Genomic DNA, 17,933 nt, shown 5'->3' with positions numbered 1-17,933 from the left:
GTGGTTATGGCGACCTGGTTGCGGCCGCTTGCTGGACTGGGGGCCCGAACTTGCGCGGCAGCAACCATGCGGCCAGGTACCGCTGGCGTTTCGCAATTTCCAGCACGAGCAGCGGCAACGCGATGCCCGCAGCCAGGCTTGCCGCCCCAACCAGGTAGTCGTTGTGGCTGAAGCGGGAAAGCAGCAGGAAGGCCCGTCCCTGCGCGACGGGATGAAACACCAGGATGAGCAGGCTGCCGGAGCCTATGTAGGTCAATGGGCGCTGCAGCCGCGGATACCGCGCCAGCAGTGCAGAGATGCAAAGCACCATATAAATGCCCAGCGCGGCCTGCAGTGTCGCAATGAGCGGCTCGCCGTAGATGCGCAGGTTCAGGTCCATGGTCTCGTTGAAGTGGTAGTGCAGCGCCGCAAAGGCAATGGCCGCGGCAAGCAGCCTGATGGCGTTGAATTTCACGGCCATGACCTGTTCGCGCAGCAGAAACCCGAACAGCAGGCAGGCTGAGCTGATGAGGGTCAAATCGAGGCTCCAGGGCAACCCCGGCAATCGGGCGAGGCCCATGAAATGCAGGCTGGCCGTGTCGATTTGCCAGAAGCTCCCGATCCAGCGGATGCCCGCGGCCAGCAGCATCGAGGCAGCCAGAAAAACCCAGCGTGCGCGGTGTTCAACGGCCCTGGTGGCGCGCAGGATGGCCATGGCCACCACCGACGCAACGAAGAGGTGCGGCAAAAACCAGAGCGGAGCCCACGCAATGGTGGGCGCGGTGGCATACAGGACGCCGAAAAAATAATCAGAGGCGCTTGTGTCGGCGGTGGGAACCATGTCGGAATCAAGCGCCATCAGGATGCCCACCAGCCCCAGCACCACAAAGTAGGGCTTGAGAAGCGCATCGGCCCGCGACAGCGCAAACTTGCGCAAGGAATCGGAATCTTTCAGGAACAGGCCGGAGAGGAAAAAGAACAGCGGCAGGTGAAACGCGTAAATCACCCGGAAAAGCTCGCCCTTGTTTTCCAGTACCAGGCTGTTGTGCCCGAGCACCACCAGGATGATTCCGATGCCCCTGGCGATGTCGACGGTAGCGTTGCGGTGTGTGTGTGTCATGGTGTGGATCAATCAGGAAATGACGGGCTCAGACCAGGCGCCTGATCGACTTCTTCTTCCAGACCAGCCGGTAATAAGCCGTTTGCAGACCCAGCATGGCGATGAAGGTGACCGGGTAGGCCACCCAGATGCCGTTGATGCCGATGCGGTGGCTCATGAGCCAGGCGACGGGCACCTCCACCAGCGCGATGCAGGAGATGGCGATTCCCGTGGGCACCAGCACCGACCCGCTGGCGCGCATGATGCCCGAGAGCACCGAGGCCATGCCGAAGATGACGCTGCTCCACAGCATGATGTGCAGCAGCGTCTGCGCCACCTCAATCACCGGTTCGCTGGTGATGAAAAAGCCCATCAGGTGGCGCGAGAACAAGTACCCCAGCAGCACGAGTGAGCCGGTCAGCACCAGGTTCATCAGCAAACCGGTGCGCACGATGGTGCCCAGTTTGTCGGTGCGGCCCGCGCCGATCGCCTGCGCACCCAGGATCGAAGCGGTGATGGCAATCGAAATCGCCGGGAACTGCACATACGCCACTACCTGGTTGACGGCGCCGTAGGCCGCTGTGGCGTTGGAGCCATAACTGTTGACCAGCGAGAGCAGGGCGACTTCAGCCAGCGCAATGACGATCATCTGTACACCGGTGGGCACGCCGATCTTGAGCACGGTCTTGAGGATGCTGCCGTTGATGCGCATGTGGCGTACAAATTCCGCATCAGGTGCCAAGGGACTGTGGATGCGCCGCAGCCTGAAGGCCAGCCAGGCCGTGGCCGTCACCATCGACAGCACCGAAGCCACCGCACCGCTGGCCACCCCCAGCTGCGGCAGGCCGAACCATCCGCGGATCAGCGCCGGTGTGACGGCGAGGCCCACCAGGGTCGAGATGCCCAGCGTGTAGAGCGGATTGACCGTATCGCCCACGCCGCGCAGCATGGCGGTGGCCAGCAGGTAGACGAAGAGGCCGGGCCCTGCAATCATCATGATGCGGGCATAGAGCGTGGCGTCCGGCAGGATGTCGGCCGGTGTGCCCAGTGCCCTGAGCAAGGGCCCGGTAAAGATACCGCCGAACAGCGCGACGAGCAAACCAAAAATCAGGCCGACGCTGAGGGTGGTGCCCGCAATCGCCTTGACCTTGCCGGTGTCGCGCGCTCCCCAAGCCTGGCCGATCAGCACGGAGGCGCCAGCGCCCAGGCCGATGGTGAAGGCAATGAAGAAAAACAGGATGGGGAAGAAACTGGACACCGCCGCCAGTGCGCCGACGCCGATCATCTGGCCGACATACACGTTGTTCAGCGTGCCCGACAGCGACTGCAGGATGTTGCTGAGCAGCATGGGGCCGAGGAAAGCGGCAAAGGTCTTCCACATCGGCACACCGTCGTTCAATGCGGGCCGGGTGTGCGAAGCGGGTTTCGCCGCCGCGGGCTGTGTTGCCAGCGGCGGGACCGGATCTGCTACGGAAATCGGTGGCGCCGCGATTTCGCCCGCCGCGCGCACGTCGCCCTCACGCACTTCGGTTTCAAGCCGGTGATCAAGGGCGGAAAGATCCGGCGGCTTCATGCGGCGCTCCAACTGGCTGCGGCCAGTGCCGCCAGGTAGGTTCGCACGTCGTCAGGCCAGGGCTCGACCAGGCTGGCAAAACGCAACCGGTCGCCGGCAAACAGGGCGCGGGTGGCTTCTTCGAAGCCGGGCAGGTCGCCTGCGATTTCCGCCATGAAGCGGTAAGCGGCTTCGCGGGAGGCCCGTACCGCGTCGCGTGCCTCGTTGGCCTTGCTCGCCTCTTCCACCAGCTTGCGCAGCGCAACCGAAGCACCGCCGGATTGGCGGCTCAGCCATTCCCAGTGCCGCGGCAGCAAGGTGACTTCACGCGCAACCACCCCCAGCCGGGGGCGCCCCACAGGACGCGTTACCGGTGCTTCGTGTTCGGCGGCGGGAAGGTCGGGCGGCGTGTCGTCGGGCGCATCCACGGCGTCGGGCCGCAGGTCAAGGTCCAGGCGTTCCCCATTGGCATCGTTGAATATGCGAAGCAGGATGTCGGCCGGCTGGGGCGCAGCGCGCAACTGCACGAGCAGCTCGCGGCGCGGGCCTGAGGCAATGCGCTGGAAACCGGCGAAGGCCGTCAGGGTGCGGGGAGTGGCGATCATGGTAGAGGTCATAAAGTCATTTACGGTTAATTTTGTCCGGGTCAAATGAGGAGTTTATATCATCCGGGTATAAATGATCAAGTTTTGGCTGAAAAATGCGTAAATGCCTGTAAATCGGGTTCTATAGCTAATTAATGATCTAACTAGTCTATTTAATATTCTTTTGAGTTTGGGGAAAGCTCGGCTAAATTCGCGTCCTGTTCAAAAAAGAGCCTCACACGTTTTCACAAGAACCGTGAGGGGCGACAAGGTTTAGCGAATTTTCATGATCGAGCTCAAAGGTATTTTTCAAACCTACAAGGGCCCCAGCGGCCCGGTCGAAGCACTGCGGGGCGTCGACCTTCACATCAACCAGGGCGAGGTCTACGGCATCATCGGCCGCAGCGGTGCGGGCAAAAGCTCGCTGGTGCGCGTGGTCAACCTGCTGAACCGGCCGACGGCCGGCCAGGTCTTGGTGGGCGGCCGGGAACTGACTTCGCTGAACGGCGAAGCACTGCGTGTAGCCCGGCGCGACATCGGCATCATCTTTCAGCACTTCAACTTGCTGTCGTCGCGCACCGTGTACGGCAACGTGGCCTTACCGCTGGAGATTGCGGGTTTGTCGGCAGCGGGCATCAAGGCGCGTGTTGAGCCCTTGCTGGACCTGGTCGGCCTGAGCGCCCTGGCAGACCGCTACCCGGCACAGATCAGCGGCGGGCAAAAGCAGCGTGTGGGCATTGCGCGCGCGCTGGCCAACCGGCCCAAGGTGTTGCTGTCGGATGAAGCTACTTCGGCGCTGGACCCGGAAACCACGCGTTCCATCCTCGGCCTGCTGCGCCAGATCAACAAGGAATTCGGCCTCACCATCGTGCTGATCACGCACCAGATGCAGGTGATCAAACAGGTGGCCGACCGCGTGGCGGTAATCGACGCCGGCCGCATTGTCGAAAGCGGCCCGGTGATCGATGTTTTCACGCGCCCCCAACACGAAACCACGCGCAGCCTGATCGCCGAGATCGTGCCGCAGGATTTGCCCGACAGCGTGCTGGCGCGCATACGCACATTGATGAGCGCCGAGCACCCCGAAGAAGGGCAGCTGCTCCGGCTGGCCTTTGCGGGCGACGAATCGGATCGTCCGCTGTTGTCGGACGTGATTCGCCGCTTTGGCATAGATATCTCCATCGTGCACGGGCAGGTCGATGAGATTCAGGGCAAGCCTTTCGGCTCGCTGGCAGTGTTTGCGCGCGGCGCACGCGAGCAGCTCAACGCGGCGGTGGCGCATTTGCGCGGCGCTGGGGTGCATGTAGACCAGGTCGGCGGTGAGCTGGCCGTGGGCGGGAGGGTTTAAGCGATGTTCAGCAATTTTTCACAAGCCCTGCTTGAGCTCTTTGTCAGCTCGCTGTGGGAAACCATCGTCATGGTCGGCATCTCGGGTGCGGTCGGCGCTCTTATCGGTATTCCACTCGGGGTGTTTTTGCGGCTGACAGACGAGGGCGGCGTGCTGCAGAACGCTGGCGTGAACCGCGTCGTCGGCGGCCTTGTCAATGCGGTGCGTTCCACGCCCTTCATCATTTTGCTGGTGGCCATCATTCCGCTGACGCGTTTCATCACCGGTTCTTCCATCGGCACGGCAGCGGCCGTGGTGCCGCTCACCATCGCGGCCGCGCCGTTCATTGCGCGGCTGGTGGAAACCTCGCTGCGCGAAGTCGACCACGGGCTGATCGAAGCCGCGCTGGCCATGGGCGCGACCACGCGGCAGATCGTCTTCAAGGTGCTGGTGCCCGAGGCGCTGCCCGGCATCGTCGCGGGCCTGACCATCACCTTTGTGAGCCTTACGGGTTACTCGGCCATGGCGGGCGCCATTGGCGGCGGCGGGCTGGGCGACCTGGGCATACGTTACGGCTACCAGCGTTTTTTGCCTGAAGTCATGCTGGCTGTGGTGCTGGTGCTCATCCTGTTTGTGCAGGCGGTGCAAAGCCTGGGCGACTGGGCCGTGCGCCGGTTGAGCCACAGATGACCCCGTCCATCCATGACAGCCATGCGCGGCGATGTTGATTGCTACGTTTTTGATAGCTGCTCGCGCAGATTCCTGTTGGGCTGGAGCCCGATTTATTTCTTAAAAATGGCCCTGAAATTGACCTTCAGGGCAAAAAAACAAATTCATTCATCTTCAAAAAAAGGAAACACCATGAAAAAACGCATCTTCATCCAGTCCGCCGTCGCACTCGCGCTGGCCGCCTCGTTCACCGGCGCCGTGCTGGCGCAAGACAAGCCGCTGAAGATCGGCGTCACCGCCGGTCCGCACGCGCAGATTTTTGAGCAGGTCAAAAAGATCGCTGAAAAAGACGGCCTGAAGATCCAGATCGTCGAGTTCAGCGACTACATCCAGCCCAACGCCGCGCTGGCCGCCGGCGACCTGGATGGCAACAGCTACCAGCACAAGCCTTTCCTCGACCAGCAGGTCAAGGACCGCGGCTACAAGATCGTCAACGTCGGCTACACCGTCAACTTCCCGATCGGCCTCTATTCAAAAAAGGTCAAAAGCCTGGCCGAGTTGAAGGAGGGTGCCCGTTTCGGTATCCCCAATGACCCGACCAATGGCGGCCGTGTGCTGCTGGTGCTGCAGGACAAGGGCCTGATCAAGCTCAAGCCCGACGCAGGCCTGAAAGCCACGCCGCTCGACGTGATCGAGAACCCGAAGAAACTGAAGTTTGTGGAGCTCGATGCCGCACAGCTGCCGCGCTCGCTGGACGACCTGGACGCCTCGGCCGTCAACACCAACTACGCGCTCTCCGCCGGGCTGAACCCGAAGGACGCGATTGCCCAGGAAGCCGCCAAGTCACCGTATGTGAATTTGCTGGCCGTGCGTGAGCAGGACAAAGACAAGCCGTGGGTAGCCAAGCTGGTCAAGGCCTATCACTCGGAAGAAATCCGCAAGTACGTGCAGGCCGAGTTCAAGGGCGCTGTGCTGCCCGGGTTCTGAGCGTAGCCAGGCGGAGCGCAAGGCATGAGCCGGTTGCTGACCCTTCCCAATGCCGGCGCCTTGTCGATTCGCGCCAAGGCGCTGGTGTTCGAAGACCCCGGCTCGCTGGCCTTGCTGGAGCGCGTCGACCAGGTCGCGCCCACCGAAGCCACGGTCCTGATCATTGGTGAAACCGGTACCGGCAAGGAATTGCTGGCGCGCCGGATCCACCAGGGCAGCGGACGCAGCGGGCCTTTTGTGGCGGTCAATTGCGGCGCTTTCAGCGAATCGCTGATCGATGCCGAACTGTTTGGCCATGAAACCGGCGCTTTCACCGGCGCTGCGCACGCCCGCGCCGGCTGGTTTGAGGCGGCCGACGGCGGCACGCTGTTCCTTGACGAGATCGGTGACCTGTCGCTGAGCCTGCAAGTCAAGCTGTTGCGCGTGCTGCAGGAGCGCCAGGTGGTGCGCATCGGTTCGCGCAAGCCGATTGCGCTGGACGTGCGCCTGATTGCCGCAACCAACGTCGACCTGCGCGACGCGGTGAACGCCAGCCACTTTCGCGCCGACCTTTACTACCGCCTGAGTGTTGCCACGCTGGAGCTGCGCCCGCTGTTTGAGCGGCCCGGCGACATCCTGCCGTTGGCGCGACATTTCCTGGCGAGCTACGCCGCGCGCCTGGGCATCAGGGATGCCAGCATTTCGCCCGAGGCGGAGCAGGCCCTGCTGGCCCATGACTGGCCCGGCAATATCCGCGAGCTGGAAAACGTCATCCACTACGCGCTCATCGTCGCGCCGGCCGCAACGCTGCATGTCGCGGACCTGCAGGGCATCCACCGCTCTGCGCGCCTGGCGTCCCGCGCGGCTCCGGCCGCATTGCCGGCACCCGCTTCCGTAGCAGAGGTTTCAACAGAAGCGACGCAGGGTGCTGCACCCGACAGTTTGCGCGTGGTGCTGCTGCAACGCATGAACCAGGCCGAACCTGAACTGTTTGAAACTGTCGAGGCCACGCTGGTGAGGACGGCCTTCGACTTCTGCCATGGCAACCAGGTGCAGACGGCCAACTTGCTGGGCCTTTCGCGCAACGTGCTGCGAACCTTGCTCAAGCGCCATGGTTTGCTCGACCGACCTGCGCAGACTGATGACGTGGCAGAAGATCAAACCGCTTCGTTGTCACAGTAACTGCAGGTGGGTGCTGTATTCACAGCAGCCGTTGAACACTTTCCCTCACCCTCTCCTGCCCGGCTGCTTCGATTGCAGCAAGAGATTGAAAAAAAGCCGTACGGTGCCCGGTTTTCACTGGCACAAGTCATGCGTAGAAGCTTGTCAGCAGCGTCATTTCTGCCGCCCGTTTTATCAACGATACAAGGAGCTTCTTCATGACAACATTGCCCGTGGATATTCACCCGGTCGCCGGCCGCATTGGCGCCGAGGTGCGCGGCCTGCGCCTGTCTGCCGACCTGCCAGGCGCCACCATCACCGCGCTGAACCAGGCGCTGCTCAAGCACAAGGTGCTGTTCTTTCGCGGCCAGCAGCACCTGGACGACGCATCGCAGGAGGCGTTTGCCAAACGCCTGGGCGAGCCGGTGCCGCACCCTACAGTGCCGGTGCGCCAGGGCACGGGTTTCATCCTTGAGCTGGACTCGGAACACGGCGGGCGTGCCAACTCCTGGCACACCGACGTGACCTTCGCCGTGGCCCCGCCCAAGATCTCGGTGCTGCGCGGCGTGGTGATCCCGCCCGCCGGCGGCGACACGGTGTGGGCCAACACGGCGCTGGCTTACCAGGGCCTGCCGCCCGCGCTGCGCGAGCTGGCCGAAAAGCTCTGGGTGATTCATGGCAACGATTACGACTACGCCGCCTCACGCAGCGAAGACGAAGTGTCGAGCGAAGGCCTGCGGCATTACCGCGAGGTTTTCACCCGCACCTTGCATGAAGCCGAGCACCCGGTGGTGCGCGTACACCCCGAAACCCGCGAGCGCACACTGGTGCTCGGCCATTTCGCGAAAAAGCTGGTGGGTTATTCCAGCACCGATTCACAGCACCTGTTGTCGGTGCTGCAAAGCCATGTGACGCGTCTTGAAAACACCGTGCGCTGGCGCTGGATTCAGGGCGATGTGGTGATCTGGGACAACCGCGCCACGCAGCACTACGCCATCAACGACTACGGCGACCAGAAGCGCATCGTGCGCCGCGTCACGCTGGCCGGCGACGTGCCGATCAGCGTGGACGGCCGCCGCTCACGCGTGCATGGCGGCCAGGCGCAGCCACCGAAGGCCGCCCAACCGGTGGTGCCTGCCGAGGCCGTGGCTGCCTGATTGAGCTCTTGTGTGGCATGGCCGTGCTGCCAGTGCGGCCGGCCATTTTTGCCGGCTTCGCGCCGGCTTTTTTGTGCTTTCGAGCAAAAAAATGGCCGTTTTGATGCATTTTTAGCAATCAAAACGGCCACTAGGCCAATGAAAATGCGCGCCACCAGCTATCAAATAAATAGCATATGGTGGCGATGGGTTGAGGCTCAGGCTCTCTGCAGCAGGTGGTAGCTGTGGTCGTCCGAAGCGGTCGACTTGCGGCCACCGCCCCAGCCGACGGCTTTGCGGTAGCTGCCGAGCAGGGCGCCGTGGCGCAAGGCTTCTTCATTCACCTGCACGGACTCATCGGCGCTGGGAGCGACAAACAGCGCGTCTTCCGGGCAGTACAGCTCGCACATGAAACAGGTCTGGCAGTCACCCTGGCGCGCGATGACCGGTGGGCCGCCGGGCACGGCGTCGAACACGTTGGTGGGGCAGGCCGTCACGCAGATGTTGCAGCCGGTGCACTGCGAAGCGCTGATGAGCTCGATCATGCGACCACTTCCTGGCTGACCCGGATTTCGTCGAGCCCGTTGCTGATGAGGCGGTGCCGTTGCGTGGGGTCGGGCGCGGCGTGCTCCTGGCGCCGGTGCATGCCCCGCGTTTCGTTGCGGGCCAGGGCGCTGCGGTACATCCAGCGCGAATGGGCCAGCAGCGCGGCGGCTTCGCGTGTGCGAACCGCCTGTTGCCTGTCGGCCGGTGCGGCCTGGCGCAGGCGCAGCCACAACGCGTCGAGCCGCGACAGAGAATCTTCCAGCACGCCGCCGCTGCGGAACCAGTTGCGCTCATAAGGAAACACTTCGGCCTGCACGGCCCGGATCAGGACTTCGCTGTCGGTGTGTTCGCTGCCCGTGCCCTGCAGGCCCACGCCGCCGGCGCGCAGCACCGCGCGTGCGGCGCTATGCGGGTTTGAGCGCGCGAAACCCGCTGCACCCGCGCCGGCCCAGAACCCGGACGACAAGGCCCAGGCCGCGTTGTGGCTGCCGCCGCCGGTAAAGGCGCCGCAGATCAGCTCACGCGTGGCAGCATCACCGGCGGCATACAGGCCGGGCACAGAGGTTGCGCAGTCGCGGCCCGTAATGCGCAGGCCGCCGGTTCCGCGCACCGTGCCCTCCAGCCGCAAGGTCACGGGGAAGCGCTGGGTGAAAGGGTCTATGCCTGCGCGGTCGAAGGGCAAAAAGAAGTTGGGCTGGGCGGTGCGCATCCAGGCTTTCACCTGGTCGTCGGCTTTATCCAAACGGCCGAACACACGCTGGGTCTGCAATGTTTTGGCAATCAGGCTGCGGCCAAAAGCCGAGCCGGCGCCTTCAATCACGCTGCCGTCTTCGTAGTAGAAGGTGGCCCATTGGTAGAACAGCGACTTGGTGACGGAGGCAAAGGCCGCGCCCAGTCCGTAGGCGTTGGAAAACTCCATGCCTGAAAAATCGGCGCCCACCTCGGCGGCCATCAGATGGCCGTCGCCGGTCAGCACATTGCAGCCCAGTGCGCGGCTCAGGAAGGCGCAGCCGCCGGTGGCAATCACCACAGCGCCGGCGCGCACCACCCAGGGCTCGAGCGTCTGGCGCTGCTGGCCGGTGGCGCCGCAGACCGTGCCTTCGTCGTCGACCAGCAGCTCCAGCGCCGGGCTGTGGTCGAGGATGCGCACGCCTGCCTCCTTGGCACGCTTGCGCATCAGGCGCATGTACTCGGGGCCTTGCAGCGAGGTGCGGCGCTGCTCGCCGTCTTCGCCAATCGGGAAGGGGTAGCCCCATTCGGCCAGCTGCTGCATGTTGGCGTAGGTCTGCTCAAGCACGCGGTCCATCCACGCGTGTTCGGCCAGTTGCCCGCCCTTGTTGTAGCGGCTGGCTTTGGCGTCTTCGCGCTGCGTGCCTTGCGGTTCCACGTACCAGACGCCTGTGCCCGAAGGCGCCGTGGCGCCCGAGGTGCCGCAGTAGCCCTTGTCGGCCAGCACCACCTTGGCGCCCTGTGCCGCGGCGCTGATGGCGGCCCAGGTTCCGGCGGGGCCGCCGCCTATGACCAGCACGTCGGCATCGTGTTGCCGGGCGCCGGCCGCGTTCGCGAGGGCGGTGAAGTTGAAGTCGCGGCTTCCCATCACGCCACCTTCTGGGCCTTGACGGCGAACTGGTTGACGGGCCGGTCCAGGCCGAGGTTTTCGCGCAGCGTGCTGCCTTCGTATTCGGTGCGGAAAATACCGCGGCGCTGCAGCTCTGGGATCACCAGGTCCACAAAATCGTTGAGCGACTCGGGCAGCACCGGCGGCATCACGTTGAAGCCGTCGGCGGCGCCGTTTTCAAACCACTCCTGGATCTTGTCCGCGATGGTCTCTGGTGTGCCCACTACCACCCAGTGGCCGCGTGCACCCGCCAGGTATTCATACAGCTGGCGCACGGTGAGCTTGTCGCGCCGCGCCAGCTCCAGCACCACGTGAGCGCGGCTGTTCTGGCCCTTGGGCGGTTCGGGAATGTAGGGCGGCGGGGCGTCCAGGTCCCACTTCGTGAGGTCTTCGCCGGGCCAGAATTGAGCAATGGTGTTCAACCCCACTGAAGGGTGGATGAGCTTTTGCAGCTCGGCCCACTTGGCTTCAGCTTCGGCCTGCGTGCGGCCGATCACGGGCGAGATGCCAGGCAGGATCAGCAACTGCTCAGGCCGACGGCCGTACTTGGCCAGGCGGCCTTTCACGTCGCGGTAGAAGGCCTGCGCTTCCGCCAGGCTGGTCCAGGCCGTGAAGATGGCTTCGGCGGTGGCCGCCGCGAGTTCGCGCCCAGGTTCGGAAGAACCGGCCTGCACGATGACGGGGTAGCCTTGCGGCGGCCGCTCGAGGTTCAGCGGACCCTGCACCTTGAAGTATTTGCCGTGGTGGTTGATCTCGTGCAGCTTTGCCGGGTCAAAGTAGCTGCCTGTTTCGGGGTTGCGGATGAAGGCGTCGTCTTCGAAGCTGTCCCACAGGCCCTTCACCACGTCGATGAACTCATGGGCCTGCTCATAACGCACCTCGGGGTCGGGGTGTTTGTCGAGCCCGAAATTGCCGTAGACGTTGTCGGCGCCCGTGGTCACCACGTTCCAGGCCGCGCGGCCCTTGCTGATGTGGTCCAGCGAGGCGAACTTGCGCGCCAGCAGGAAGGGGTCTTCATAAGTGGTGGAAGCCGTCGCCACGAAGCCGATGTGTTTCGTCACGGCCGACAAGGCCGCCCACAGCGTGACCGGTTCGAAGTAGGACACGCGGCCCTGCCGGCTAAAGGCTTCGTCGGTACCGTGGAATGCGACGCCCGGGCTGTCGGCCACAAACACCTGGTCGAACAGGCCGCGCTCGGCGGTTTTGGCCACCTCAATGTAGTGGTCGATATTGACGCCCGAATCGACCTGGGAGCCGGGATGCCGCCAGGCCGCGATGTGGTGGCCCGTGGCCATGATGAATGCGCCCAGGCGAAGTTTGCGTTGAGTCATGAGGGATGTCTTTCTGTGGGTAAAGGAGTCAGCTGTGGGTGGAAGCAGGCTTCCACGCCGTGAAGTGACGCTCCAGCGCCTGCAGCGCGAAGTTCAGCGTGACCCCGATGGCGGTGATGGCGATGATCCCGAAGTACATGTCGGCAATCAGGAAACTGAACTGGGCGTAGATGATCAGGTAGCCCAGCCCGGCCTTGGCACCCACCATCTCGGCGGCAATCAGCACCAGCATGGCCGAAGCCGCAGCCAGGCGGATGCCCACGAACATGGTGGGCACGGAAGCCGGCAGGATGACCTTCAGGAACAGCTGGCGCGGTGTCACGCCCATGGTGCGGGCCGACTTCACGAGCAGCGGATCCACCTGCCGCACGGCCGAGATGGTGTTGAGCAAGAGGGGCCAGGCGCACGAATACACCACGATGGAGACCTTGGACACCTCGCCAATGCCCAGCAGCAGCAGGAAGACCGGCAGCAATGCCAGCGGCGCGGTATTGCGCAACAGCTCAATCAGCGGATTGAGCGTGTTGCCCAGGCGCCGGTACCAGCCGATGGCCAGCCCCAGCGGAATCGCGAACACGATGGCCAGCAGCAAGCCGCCGAGCGAACGGGCCAGGCTGATGGAGGTGTGCTCCCACAGCTGGCCGTTCAGTGCCAATGCCCAGCCGGCGGCAAGCACCTCGCTGAGCGGCGGCAGGAAGGTCGGGTCGGTGAGGCCCAGGCGCGGCGCCAATTCCCACAGCAGGGCCAGCGCCACGATCAGGCCGGAGCGCCAGGTGGCGTTGGCAACTTGTGCCTGCAGGCGTTTCCAGAGCGGCGGCGTGTGAAGGGTAAGCGGTGCGGCGCCCGCGTTCAGGGCAATATCAGACATGGGCGATTTCCTTGAGGATGGGTTGTGAGGAAATACGGGCGCGGCGCTCGCGGCGGGCGGAAGCCACCTCGTCATGCAGCTGCGACCAGATTTCGTGGCGCAGCTCGCCGAACAGCGGCAGCGAGCGCACGTCGTCGGTGCCGCTGCGCAAGGATTCGGGGATGTCCACGATCTGTTTGATGCGGCCCGGCCGGGTGGTCATGATCGCCACGCGCTGGCCCAGCACCACGGCTTCGTCGATGCCGTGCGTGATGAACACAATCGTCTTGCCGGTACGTTGCCAGATTTCGACCAGCTCTTCCTGCAGCGTTTCGCGTGTCTGCGCGTCGAGCGCGGCAAAAGGTTCGTCCATCAGCAGCACCTGCGGTTCGTAAGCCAGGCTGCGCGCAATGGCCACGCGCTGCTTCATGCCGCCCGAAAGCTCATGCGGAAAGCGGTTGGCAAAGTCGGTCAGGCCCACCAGCTCCAGGTAGTGCGCGGCCTTCTCGCGCCGGGCGCGTTTGCCGACACCCGCGACTTCCAGGCCAAAGGCCACGTTGTCCAGTGCGCTGAGCCAGGGGAAGAGGGCGTATTGCTGGAACACCACGCCGCGGTCGCGCGCCGGGCCGGTGATGGGTTGCCCATCAATCAGCACGCGGCCGCTGGTGGGCAGCGCCAGACCGGCCAGCAAATCGAGCAGGGTGGACTTGCCGCAGCCGCTGGGCCCGACCAGCACCAGGAATTCGCCCGGACGCACGTCCAGCGTCACGTCGTGCACGGCAACAAACCGTTTGGCCGCGCCACCGTCGTCCGCGCGAACGGTGAACTCCTTGCTGACGTTTTCGAAGCGGATTTTTGCGGCGCTCATTTGGCCACCGCCAGCTTGTCGCCGCTGTTGGAAGCATTGAAATAAGGGTTGAAAGCGTTGGTGTACAGGTCTGTGGGCTTGACCTGGCCGGGTTTGAGGAGGCCGTCCTTGACCAGCCAGTCGATCCAGATCTGCAGCTCCTTGTCTTTGATCACGCCCCCCGTGCCTGCCACGCCGGTGCTCTTCCAGTACTGGATGGTGTCGGCGCTTTCGGCGCGCTTGCGGCCGTCAATGATCTTGACGAAGCGTGCCCGAACCTCGGCCGGCGGTGTGTTGCGCGCCCATTCAATGGAGCGCGCCAGGGCTGACACTAGGTGGCGGCTGGTGTTGGGGTTTTGTTCGATGAATTTGTTGAGCAGAACGATGGAGCCTGCCGTGAAGTTGCCATACAGGTCACGGTCTGTGAACAGCGGGCGTATGCCGCCGCGCTCCCGCGCCTTGTCGCGCAGCACGCCGCCCAGGGTGGTGACTTCCACCTGGCCCTGGCGCAGTACCTGTTCACCGGTGACCGGCGGCGTGACGACCAGCGTCACCTGCTTGGCCTCCGCTTCGCTGAGCTTGGCGCGCTCCAGGTATTCGCGGACCATGAACTCGTGGTGCGCGCCCAGCGTGTTGACCGCGACTTTTTTGCCGATCAGGTCGCGCGCGGACTTGATGGGGCTGTCTTCCTTGACGTAGTAGCCGCTCCAGGTGTTCTCGTCCACCCCGTAGTAGCCCAGCACGGCCTTGATAGGCGCTTTCTTGGCCAGCAACTTCACGACGGCGCCGTTGAAGGCGCCGCCCAGGTCGACATCACCGGTGACCACGCTCTGGATGTCTTGCGGGCCGCTGATGGTGTTGCCCACCCATTTGGCCTTGAGCGGCGCAAGGTAGCCCAGGTCTTCGGCCAACTCAATCCAGGTGACCTGGCCGGCCCAGCCCTGGTAGCGGATTTCGGTTCGTTCAGGTGGGGGTGCGGCATGGCCTTGAGTGGACAGGAGGCCAAACGACAAAGCTGTGAGACCGAGGAAGCGAGTGATATTCATGGCGTGAGGAGTGAGTGGTTGACAGGCTCAACATCGCAGCATCCATGCCAGTGATTTCGGGCTGATTCAGGGGTGATTTCGGGGTTTTCAGGGCGTCCGGGTTGCTTTGTTGCTGCATCCCGGGCAGTCGGCTGTTGGGGTGCTGTCTGGTTTTGCGCAGAGGCGGCCTGGCGTGTTGACGGGAAGCGGGCAGCGCTGCGGAACCTTGGGGTATTTCTGTCCTGAAGTCCTACAGCGCGCGGCGGTGAATTGATTTAAAACCGGGAATGCCTTTTGCGAATTCGCGCATTCGCTGATCAAACCCTTTCATCCTCACCTTCCTGGAGAACCCCATGGCCCAATACAACATCGCCGTCGTCGTCGGCAGCATCCGCAAGGATTCGTTCAACAAAAAACTCGCCAGTGCGCTTGAAAAGCTGTTTCCCGCGGACTTCAGCTTTACCCATGTGCGCATTGACGACCTGCCGCCCTACAACCAGGACGACGACGGGAATCCGTCGGCAGAGGTGAAGCGGCTCAAGGGCGAGATCAAGGCGGCGCAGGGCCTGCTGTTTGTCACGCCCGAATACAACCGCTCGATTCCAGGTGTGCTGAAAAATGCCATTGACCATGCCTCACGCCCTTATGGCCAGAGCGCATGGGATGGCAAGCCTGCCGGGGTGATCGGGGCATCGGTTGGTGCGATTGGTACTGCGCTTGCCCAGCAGCATCTGCGCAATATCCTGGCTTACCTGAATGTGCCTACGCTGGGGCAGCCTGAGGCTTTTGTCCACAACAAGGAAGGTTTGTACGACGCTGATGGCAGCATCAGTGAAGGCAGCCGCAAGTTTTTGCAGGGGTGGGTGGATGCTTATGTGGGGTGGGTTAAGAAGCACGCCTGAGCGTCATGCTTTTTGCTGAGGGCGGCTGGCCGGGGTTGCCCGGCGGCAAGTAACTTTCTTTTGCTTCGCCAAAAGAAAGTCACCAAAGAAAAGGCGACCCTGCTGTCTGCGTCCCTTCGCTGCGCTGCGGGCAACCTGCGGTGCTCGGTCCAGCCGGGGTCTCGCTCGAACTCGCCTTCGGCTCAGACAATCGCGATCCCTGATCCGTCTGGACCTCCGCTCCTCGGCGCATACAGAAGGGGTGGGGGCAAGGAATACCTGAAACCCGAATACCTAAAACCGCAATCCGAATACCGGACGCAAGCTCTCGTTTAAAACGGGGCGTCGCCTTCGATGGTGGTGCGGTAGAGCTTGCGGCGCAGGTGGTCGGGGGTGCCTGCTGCCAGGTGGGTGACTGAGCGGTTGTCCCAGAACACCATGTCGTGCGGCTGCCACTGGTGGCGGTAGATGAGTTCGGGACGTGAGGTGTGTTCGAACAGTTCGCCCAGCAGCGCTTTGCTTTCGTCCTCTGGTATGCCCAGGATGCGGGTGGTGAAATGCTCGCTGACAAAAAGCGCCTTGCGGCCGTTTTCAGGGTGGGTGCGTACCACCGGGTGGACCACCGGCTTGACCTCTTCAACCTGCTCTTGTGTGAGCTTGGGTCGCCACGGGTTGCGGCTGCGCAGCTCTTCGTATTTGGCGAGGTAGGTGTGTTCGGCGCGCAGGCCCTGCACAGCTGTCTTCAGCGCGTCGGGCAGGGTGTCCCAGGCGGTGTGCTGGTTGGCGAAGAGGGTGTCGCCGCCTTCGGAGGGCAGCTCCTGGGCATGCAGCAATGAGCCCAGGCTGGGCTTGTCTTTGTATGACAGGTCAGAGTGCCAGAAATGGCCGGCGTCGCCCAGGCCGATGGGTTCGCCGTTTTCCTTGATGTTGGAGACGATCAGGATTTCAGGGTGGTTTTGCAACTGGAAGTTTTTCAACACATGAATTTGCAGCGGCCCAAAGCGGCGGCTGAAATCAACATGTTGCTGCGGCGTGATGCGCTGGTCGCGAAAGACCAGCACGTGGTGGTCCAGGTGTGCGCGGTGGATGCGGCAGAAGTCAGCTGTGGTGAGCGGTGTGGACAAATCCATGCCCAGCACCTCGGCGCCCAGCGGGGCGTCAAAAGGCCGGATCTCGATGGAGGATTGGGTATGCGTTGCTGCCGATGCATCGGCACGGTCGTTCGGAGTCAAAGTCGCTGTCATCTTCATCTTTCTCATCTGCGTCCTGGGGCGCCGGTCAGCCTATAAATGTAGGAGTGCCGCCGTGCAAAGCGAACTACCTATTCGTCGTTTGTTAATTACTTTTAAGTCTGTTCGGCTTCGCCACACGAGGGCGCCAACCATCTTATCTATCGGATCCACTCACCCGCAACGCTTTCACCACCAGCGAGAAGGCCGGTGAAGGCTGGCGTCTGCTGGGATAGTACAGGTGGTAGCCGGAAAATTTTGGGCACCAGTCCTGCAGAACGCGCACCAGCCGCCCGGCTTCAATGTGCGCCGTCAGTTCGTCTTCCGGCAGCAATGCGATGCCCAACCCCGCCAGTGCCGCGTCGACCTGCGGCGTTGTCGTGTTAAAGATCAGCGGGCCATCCACACGGACATTGACCTGGCGGCCGCGGCGCTCAAAGTCCCAGACGTACAACCCGCCGGAAGTAGGCATGCGCTGGTTGATGCAGTGATGTGCGGTGAGGTCGTGCGGTGTTTTGGGGATGGAATGGACCGCAAAATAACCGGGTGAAGCCGCTACTGCCATGCGCAGCGGCGGGCCGATGGGCAAGGCGATCATGTCTTTGTCGATTGTGTTTCCCAAGCGTACGCCGGCATCAAAACGGTCGGCCACGATGTCGCGAAAACCATAGTTCACGTCGAACTCCAGCTTGATGTCCGGATACTCGCGAAGCAGTGGCGCGAGCTTGGGCAGCAGGGTGCTTTGCAGCACGTGGTCGCCACACGTGATGCGCACGGTGCCTGCAGGTTTGTCGCGCAGGTCGGTCAATGCGTCGAGTTCAGACTCAATTTCGTCAAAGCGGTGGCCGATCGCCTTCATCAGCCGCTCGCCCGCGGACGTTGTGGCGACGCTGCGTGTGGTGCGTGTGAGCAGCCGGATCTTCAAGCCTTCTTCCAGCCCCCGGATGGCCTGGCTCAGCGCTGACGGGGTCACACCCAGCGTGGCGGCGGCCCGGGTGAAGCTGCCTTGGCGCGCCACGGTGACGAAGGCCAAGAGGTCGTTGAGATTGCGTCGAGGCATTGCGGGTCTCTGTTTCGTGGGCTACTGATTAGCCATACTAACAAATTCATTAAGAATTCATTACCTAGTCAATGTT

The 17,933-nt window shown here is 63.1% G+C and carries 17 protein-coding genes; 6 read left to right on the top strand and 11 right to left on the bottom strand.

What is annotated here, in order from left to right; translation table 11 throughout:
* Positions 1-4 precede the first annotated feature (4 nt).
* The 3 genes from AC1DU8_RS10940 to AC1DU8_RS10930 all read right to left on the bottom strand — a co-directional run bounded on the left by AC1DU8_RS10940 (position 5) and on the right by AC1DU8_RS10930 (position 3,247).
* Complete coding sequence (locus tag AC1DU8_RS10940) at positions 5-1,099, bottom strand: acyltransferase family protein (protein WP_477667297.1); 1,095 nt, start codon at positions 1,097-1,099, stop codon at positions 5-7.
* 28 nt (positions 1,100-1,127) lie between these two features.
* Complete coding sequence (locus tag AC1DU8_RS10935) at positions 1,128-2,459, bottom strand: MATE family efflux transporter (RefSeq protein ID WP_477689148.1); 1,332 nt, start codon at positions 2,457-2,459, stop codon at positions 1,128-1,130.
* 188 nt (positions 2,460-2,647) lie between these two features.
* Positions 2,648-3,247: a DUF2239 family protein gene (locus tag AC1DU8_RS10930; RefSeq protein ID WP_477726731.1), complete on the bottom strand. Its 600-nt coding sequence runs from the start codon at positions 3,245-3,247 to the stop codon at positions 2,648-2,650.
* Positions 3,248-3,500: 253 nt separating this feature from the next.
* Between AC1DU8_RS10930 and AC1DU8_RS10925 the strand changes: the two genes are divergently transcribed.
* From AC1DU8_RS10925 to AC1DU8_RS10905, 5 genes are all read left to right on the top strand, one after another.
* Positions 3,501-4,562, top strand: coding sequence for a methionine ABC transporter ATP-binding protein (locus tag AC1DU8_RS10925; RefSeq protein WP_477726730.1), 1,062 nt, complete (start codon positions 3,501-3,503; stop codon positions 4,560-4,562).
* A 3-nt stretch (positions 4,563-4,565) separates the two neighbouring features.
* Complete coding sequence (locus AC1DU8_RS10920) at positions 4,566-5,231, top strand: methionine ABC transporter permease (protein WP_477726729.1); 666 nt, start codon at positions 4,566-4,568, stop codon at positions 5,229-5,231.
* Between the two features lie 171 nt (positions 5,232-5,402).
* Positions 5,403-6,197 (top strand): MetQ/NlpA family ABC transporter substrate-binding protein, encoded by a 795-nt coding sequence (locus AC1DU8_RS10915; protein ID WP_477726728.1) that lies wholly within the window; start codon positions 5,403-5,405, stop codon positions 6,195-6,197.
* Positions 6,198-6,221: 24 nt separating this feature from the next.
* Positions 6,222-7,358 (top strand): sigma-54 interaction domain-containing protein, encoded by a 1,137-nt coding sequence (locus tag AC1DU8_RS10910; RefSeq protein ID WP_477726727.1) that lies wholly within the window; start codon positions 6,222-6,224, stop codon positions 7,356-7,358.
* Between the two features lie 197 nt (positions 7,359-7,555).
* Positions 7,556-8,494, top strand: a complete 939-nt coding sequence (locus AC1DU8_RS10905) for a TauD/TfdA dioxygenase family protein (protein ID WP_457278546.1) — start codon at positions 7,556-7,558, stop codon at positions 8,492-8,494.
* Positions 8,495-8,691: 197 nt separating this feature from the next.
* Here AC1DU8_RS10905 and AC1DU8_RS10900 read toward each other — a convergent pair whose 3' ends face one another.
* The 6 genes from AC1DU8_RS10900 to AC1DU8_RS10875 are packed head-to-tail and all read right to left on the bottom strand — an operon-like array spanning position 8,692 to position 14,708.
* A complete protein-coding gene (locus AC1DU8_RS10900) occupies positions 8,692-9,018 on the bottom strand; it encodes a 4Fe-4S binding protein (protein ID WP_477670794.1) in 327 nt (108 codons plus the stop codon).
* On the bottom strand, positions 9,015-10,616 hold the full coding sequence (locus tag AC1DU8_RS10895; RefSeq protein ID WP_477726726.1) for an FAD-binding protein: 1,602 nt from the start codon (positions 10,614-10,616) through the stop codon (positions 9,015-9,017). The genes AC1DU8_RS10900 and AC1DU8_RS10895 overlap by 4 nt, the downstream gene beginning before the upstream one ends.
* Positions 10,616-11,968, bottom strand: coding sequence for an LLM class flavin-dependent oxidoreductase (locus AC1DU8_RS10890; RefSeq protein ID WP_457278543.1), 1,353 nt, complete (start codon positions 11,966-11,968; stop codon positions 10,616-10,618). The genes AC1DU8_RS10895 and AC1DU8_RS10890 overlap by 1 nt, the downstream gene beginning before the upstream one ends.
* 28 nt (positions 11,969-11,996) lie before the next feature.
* Entirely contained in the window at positions 11,997-12,836 is an 840-nt protein-coding gene (locus AC1DU8_RS10885; RefSeq protein WP_457278542.1) for an ABC transporter permease, read from the bottom strand.
* Positions 12,829-13,683 (bottom strand): ABC transporter ATP-binding protein, encoded by an 855-nt coding sequence (locus AC1DU8_RS10880; RefSeq protein ID WP_457278541.1) that lies wholly within the window; start codon positions 13,681-13,683, stop codon positions 12,829-12,831. Before AC1DU8_RS10880 ends, AC1DU8_RS10885 begins: the two co-directional genes overlap by 8 nt.
* Positions 13,680-14,708, bottom strand: coding sequence for an ABC transporter substrate-binding protein (locus tag AC1DU8_RS10875; RefSeq protein WP_477726725.1), 1,029 nt, complete (start codon positions 14,706-14,708; stop codon positions 13,680-13,682). The genes AC1DU8_RS10880 and AC1DU8_RS10875 overlap by 4 nt, the downstream gene beginning before the upstream one ends.
* Before the next feature lie 332 nt (positions 14,709-15,040).
* Between AC1DU8_RS10875 and AC1DU8_RS10870 the strand changes: the two genes are divergently transcribed.
* Positions 15,041-15,589, top strand: a complete 549-nt coding sequence (locus AC1DU8_RS10870) for an NADPH-dependent FMN reductase (RefSeq protein ID WP_477686437.1) — start codon at positions 15,041-15,043, stop codon at positions 15,587-15,589.
* A 311-nt stretch (positions 15,590-15,900) separates the two neighbouring features.
* On the opposite strand, the gene AC1DU8_RS10865 is transcribed toward AC1DU8_RS10870, so the two are convergent.
* Positions 15,901-16,812 carry a TauD/TfdA dioxygenase family protein gene (locus AC1DU8_RS10865; protein ID WP_477726724.1) on the bottom strand — a complete coding sequence of 304 codons (912 nt, stop codon included), beginning with the start codon at positions 16,810-16,812 and terminating at the stop codon, positions 15,901-15,903.
* A 142-nt stretch (positions 16,813-16,954) separates the two neighbouring features.
* On the bottom strand, positions 16,955-17,857 hold the full coding sequence (locus AC1DU8_RS10860) for a LysR family transcriptional regulator (protein WP_477689098.1): 903 nt from the start codon (positions 17,855-17,857) through the stop codon (positions 16,955-16,957).
* Between the last annotated feature and the right edge of the window lie 76 nt (positions 17,858-17,933).

It is taken from the genome of Polaromonas sp. P3_A5, assembly GCF_056403055.1.
Note: the sequence above shows the minus strand (reverse complement) of the source record. Positions and strands in the feature narration are given on the sequence as shown.

Coding starts and splice junctions, on each gene's coding strand:
- AC1DU8_RS10940 (WP_477667297.1), bottom strand. CDS start 1,099: ATGACACACACACACCGCAACGCTACCGTCGACATCGCCAGGGGCATC.
- AC1DU8_RS10935 (WP_477689148.1), bottom strand. CDS start 2,459: ATGTGGAAGACCTTTGCCGCTTTCCTCGGCCCCATGCTGCTCAGCAAC.
- AC1DU8_RS10930 (WP_477726731.1), bottom strand. CDS start 3,247: ATGACCTCTACCATGATCGCCACTCCCCGCACCCTGACGGCCTTCGCC.
- AC1DU8_RS10925 (WP_477726730.1), top strand. CDS start 3,501: ATGATCGAGCTCAAAGGTATTTTTCAAACCTACAAGGGCCCCAGCGGC.
- AC1DU8_RS10920 (WP_477726729.1), top strand. CDS start 4,566: ATGTTCAGCAATTTTTCACAAGCCCTGCTTGAGCTCTTTGTCAGCTCG.
- AC1DU8_RS10915 (WP_477726728.1), top strand. CDS start 5,403: ATGAAAAAACGCATCTTCATCCAGTCCGCCGTCGCACTCGCGCTGGCC.
- AC1DU8_RS10910 (WP_477726727.1), top strand. CDS start 6,222: ATGAGCCGGTTGCTGACCCTTCCCAATGCCGGCGCCTTGTCGATTCGC.
- AC1DU8_RS10905 (WP_457278546.1), top strand. CDS start 7,556: ATGACAACATTGCCCGTGGATATTCACCCGGTCGCCGGCCGCATTGGC.
- AC1DU8_RS10900 (WP_477670794.1), bottom strand. CDS start 9,018: ATGATCGAGCTCATCAGCGCTTCGCAGTGCACCGGCTGCAACATCTGC.
- AC1DU8_RS10895 (WP_477726726.1), bottom strand. CDS start 10,616: ATGGGAAGCCGCGACTTCAACTTCACCGCCCTCGCGAACGCGGCCGGC.
- AC1DU8_RS10890 (WP_457278543.1), bottom strand. CDS start 11,968: ATGACTCAACGCAAACTTCGCCTGGGCGCATTCATCATGGCCACGGGC.
- AC1DU8_RS10885 (WP_457278542.1), bottom strand. CDS start 12,836: ATGTCTGATATTGCCCTGAACGCGGGCGCCGCACCGCTTACCCTTCAC.
- AC1DU8_RS10880 (WP_457278541.1), bottom strand. CDS start 13,683: ATGAGCGCCGCAAAAATCCGCTTCGAAAACGTCAGCAAGGAGTTCACC.
- AC1DU8_RS10875 (WP_477726725.1), bottom strand. CDS start 14,708: ATGAATATCACTCGCTTCCTCGGTCTCACAGCTTTGTCGTTTGGCCTC.
- AC1DU8_RS10870 (WP_477686437.1), top strand. CDS start 15,041: ATGGCCCAATACAACATCGCCGTCGTCGTCGGCAGCATCCGCAAGGAT.
- AC1DU8_RS10865 (WP_477726724.1), bottom strand. CDS start 16,812: ATGACAGCGACTTTGACTCCGAACGACCGTGCCGATGCATCGGCAGCA.
- AC1DU8_RS10860 (WP_477689098.1), bottom strand. CDS start 17,857: ATGCCTCGACGCAATCTCAACGACCTCTTGGCCTTCGTCACCGTGGCG.